A 3,050-nucleotide genomic window follows, 5' to 3' on the forward strand; every position below is an offset into this window, starting at 1 on the left:
CAGGGAGGGCAACACTGACTGCGCAGCTGGGTTAAAGAAAACGGCACCGGCAGAAAGGCCGAAAGCCACCGCGTACACCGCAAAGACACTGCCGTCCAGGAACGGGAGGGAGAAAGCCAGGGCTGCCCGGATAAGATCCGCGGCGATCATCACAGCCACCCGGGGCAGGCAGTCCACCAGAGGGCCGGCAAAGGAAGCAAGCAATAAGACCGGGATAATCTCTGCAATGACTACCCCGGACACACCCAGACCGGAACCGGTCAGTGAATACACCAGCAGGGCCAGCGCGACGCGACGGTATTGAATGCATCGCCCCACTGTGAAACCGTCCGGGCAACCCACACGCGGCGATACGGCTGTTGCCTCATCAGTGAAGGGAACGAGGTCCGGGACTCCATGCGCCCGATCCTCCCACAGTGCCTCCGATAAAATTTGGTGTGGGTGCCACACTTGTTCTTGAGGGTTGGGCTGGAGCAATCCGCCCACCGGGCCCTGTCCTCCAGTATTGGGAATCGCAGGGCGTGGACCCGAGCCAGTTCGCCAAGGCGGCACCATAACCGCACCGGTCGGCGCGAACTTTGGTGGGGCCGCCAACGCCTGGGCGCCGATCTTTAACGAGATCTTCCTGGGCCGGACTCCGGTGGAAGAAGGCCTGGAGCGGGCACAGAAACTCGCCAATGACGCGATGAGCCAGTAGGAGGACGTGTCGGCGCAAGTATCGGGCCAGCTCCGGGAGTGCCTGTTCGTAGCGCCCGACCGGATCACCAGTTCGGCGCGGGGCGCCTTGGGCCTCCGGTCGATCATTGTCGGTGCAACGCGGAAGAGGGGAAGCTTAAACGCGGAACTTTCGACGTAGTAGCCACAGCAACACGGGGTTATGTCGCGGCCGGACGGGTGCAAAACTCCTCATCCAAAAGTCACGCCAGTGGCCGATAACGGTTGATGCGTACTCATCGACGACCTCGCTCGGGGCGCCGAAGTCGTCGCTACTATGGGCTGCGGCGAAGCCTGTCCTGTCTCTAGCCGGTAAGCAATGTCCAGACGGGGAGATCCATTGATCCAAAACGCCCAGTCGTACCCGTACGCGGCAACCACGACGCCGGCCAGCGGGGCGAAAACGACCTGCGGCACTACGGCGGCAGTCCACAACCCACTGTTTGCCACCACCAGGTCGCGTTCCCGGACCAGGGAGGGCAACACTGACTGCGCAGCTGGGTTAAAGAAAACGGCACCGGCAGACAGGCCGAAAGCCACCGCGTACACCGCAAAGACACTGCCGTCCAGGAACGGGAGGGAGAAAGCCAGGGCTGCCCGGATAAGATCCGCGGCGATCATCACAGCCACCCGGGGCAGGCAGTCCACCAGAGGGCCGGCAAAGGAAGCAAGCAATAAGACCGGGATAATCTCTGCAATGACTACCCCGGACACACCCAGACCGGAACCGGTCAGTGAATACACCAGCAGGGCCAGCGCGACGCGACGGTATTGAATGCATCGCCCCACTGTGAAACCGTCCGGGCAACCCACACGCGGCGATACGGCTGTTGCCTCATCAGTGAAGGGAACGAGGTCCGGGACTCCATGCGCCCGATCCTCCCACAGTGCCTCCGATAAAATTTGGTGTGGGTGCCACACTTGTTCTTGAGGGTTGGGCTGGAGCAATCCGCCCACCGGGCCCTGTCCTCCAGTATTGGGAATCGCAGGGCGTGGACCCGAGCCAGTTCGCCAAGGCGGCACCATAACCGCACCGGTCGGCGCGAACTTTGGTGGGGCCGCCAACGCCTGGGCGCCGATCTTTAACGAGATCTTCCTGGGCCGGACTCCGGTGGAAGAAGGCCTGGAGCGGGCACAGAAACTCGCCAATGACGCGATGAGCCAGTAGGAGGACGTGTCGGCGCAAGTATCGGGCCAGCTCCGGGAGTGCCTGTTCGTAGCGCCCGACCGGATCACCAGTTCGGCGCGGGGCGCCTTGGGCCTCCGGTCGATCATTGTCGGTGCAACGCGGAAGAGGGGAAGCTTAAACGCGGAACTTTCGACGTAGTAGCCACAGCAACACGGGGTTATGTCGCGGCCGGACGGGTGCAAAACTCCTCATCCAAAAGTCACGCCAGTGGCCGATAACGGTTGATGCGTACTCATCGACGACCTCGCTCGGGGCGCCGAAGTCGTCGCTACTATGGGCTGCGGCGAAGCCTGTCCTGTCTCTAGCCGGTAAGCAATGTCCAGACGGGGACAACTGCGTCCCCGCCGGATCCGGGATTGGAGAGGCTTTCCGCGTCTGCACGGCAACGGAAAGGTTCCTCGCTGTTGGGGCAGCTCATCGCGCAAAAAGAACCGCCGCTCCCACCAGTGGCGGAAGCGGCGGTCCTTCTAAGCAGGATCGCTGAACTGTCAGTGGGGGTCAGTGATCCTGTTCGGGATACGGACTTAGCGGCCGGCTACCATCTTGCGGCGCAGGGCGTAGGCGCCACCGGCTGCGGCGAGGAGGCCACCGCCGAGGGCGATCATGCCGATTTCGCTTCCGCCGTTGCCACCGTTGGTGGCAGCAGCGGTAACGCCGGTGTCAGCGCCACCTGCGGGCATCATTTCCAGGGCACCACACAGCGCCGGTGCGGTGGCTGCCAAGGGCAGTTCCGGAACCAGGTTGGACTTGGCGCTGGCTGCTTCCTCGCTCAGGCCGGCAGGATCAATGCCGTGAACAACGATGACGCCGGTTCCCTCAGCCAGGGAGTCCTGGGTGGCATCGCTCAACTCGAAGGTCTCTTCGTAGGTGAACGCTCCACCGGAAGGAGCAACGCTGATGTCAGTGGCGGCTGCCGGGCTCTTGTCGGCATCGCCGAGGGAGAGGGTGGTGCCGATTTCACCGTAGGAGGGCAGGCCCTCGACGGTGTCGACGATTCCGTCGCCGTTGGCGTCATCGGCGGCGATGGTCGGGCAGGTGCCCTGGGCAGCGATGTGGATGTGCTGCACGTGCGGGAATGCGCCCTCGCCGAACATCTCGGCCAGGCCGGCAGCCTCAACCGTGACGGTCGCGGTGGAGCCTTCGACGT

The 3,050-nt window shown here is 63.4% G+C and carries 4 protein-coding genes and 1 pseudogene; 2 read left to right on the top strand and 3 right to left on the bottom strand.

The features are described from left to right. Positions 1-318 (bottom strand): annotated as a pseudogene (locus Y707_RS31180) (MFS transporter); the annotation flags it as partial. A 187-nt stretch (positions 319-505) separates the two neighbouring features. Between Y707_RS31180 and Y707_RS0103115 the strand changes: the two are divergent. Then, complete coding sequence (locus Y707_RS0103115) at positions 506-697, top strand: hypothetical protein (protein ID WP_026533994.1); 192 nt, start codon at positions 506-508, stop codon at positions 695-697. 209 nt (positions 698-906) lie between these two features. Here Y707_RS0103115 and Y707_RS23085 read toward each other — a convergent pair whose 3' ends face one another. After that, positions 907-1,503: an MFS transporter gene (locus Y707_RS23085; protein WP_216699194.1), complete on the bottom strand. Its 597-nt coding sequence runs from the start codon at positions 1,501-1,503 to the stop codon at positions 907-909. 187 nt (positions 1,504-1,690) lie between these two features. On the opposite strand from Y707_RS23085, the gene Y707_RS0103125 reads away from it, so the two are divergent. After that, positions 1,691-1,882, top strand: coding sequence for a hypothetical protein (locus Y707_RS0103125; protein ID WP_026533994.1), 192 nt, complete (start codon positions 1,691-1,693; stop codon positions 1,880-1,882). A 545-nt stretch (positions 1,883-2,427) separates the two neighbouring features. On the opposite strand, the gene Y707_RS31185 is transcribed toward Y707_RS0103125, so the two are convergent. Next, positions 2,428-3,050: hypothetical protein (locus Y707_RS31185; RefSeq protein ID WP_026533995.1), on the bottom strand; the 623-nt coding region annotated here is incomplete at its 5' end.

The organism is Arthrobacter sp. H14 (assembly GCF_000520495.1).
Taxonomy (GTDB): domain Bacteria; phylum Actinomycetota; class Actinomycetes; order Actinomycetales; family Micrococcaceae; genus Arthrobacter_C.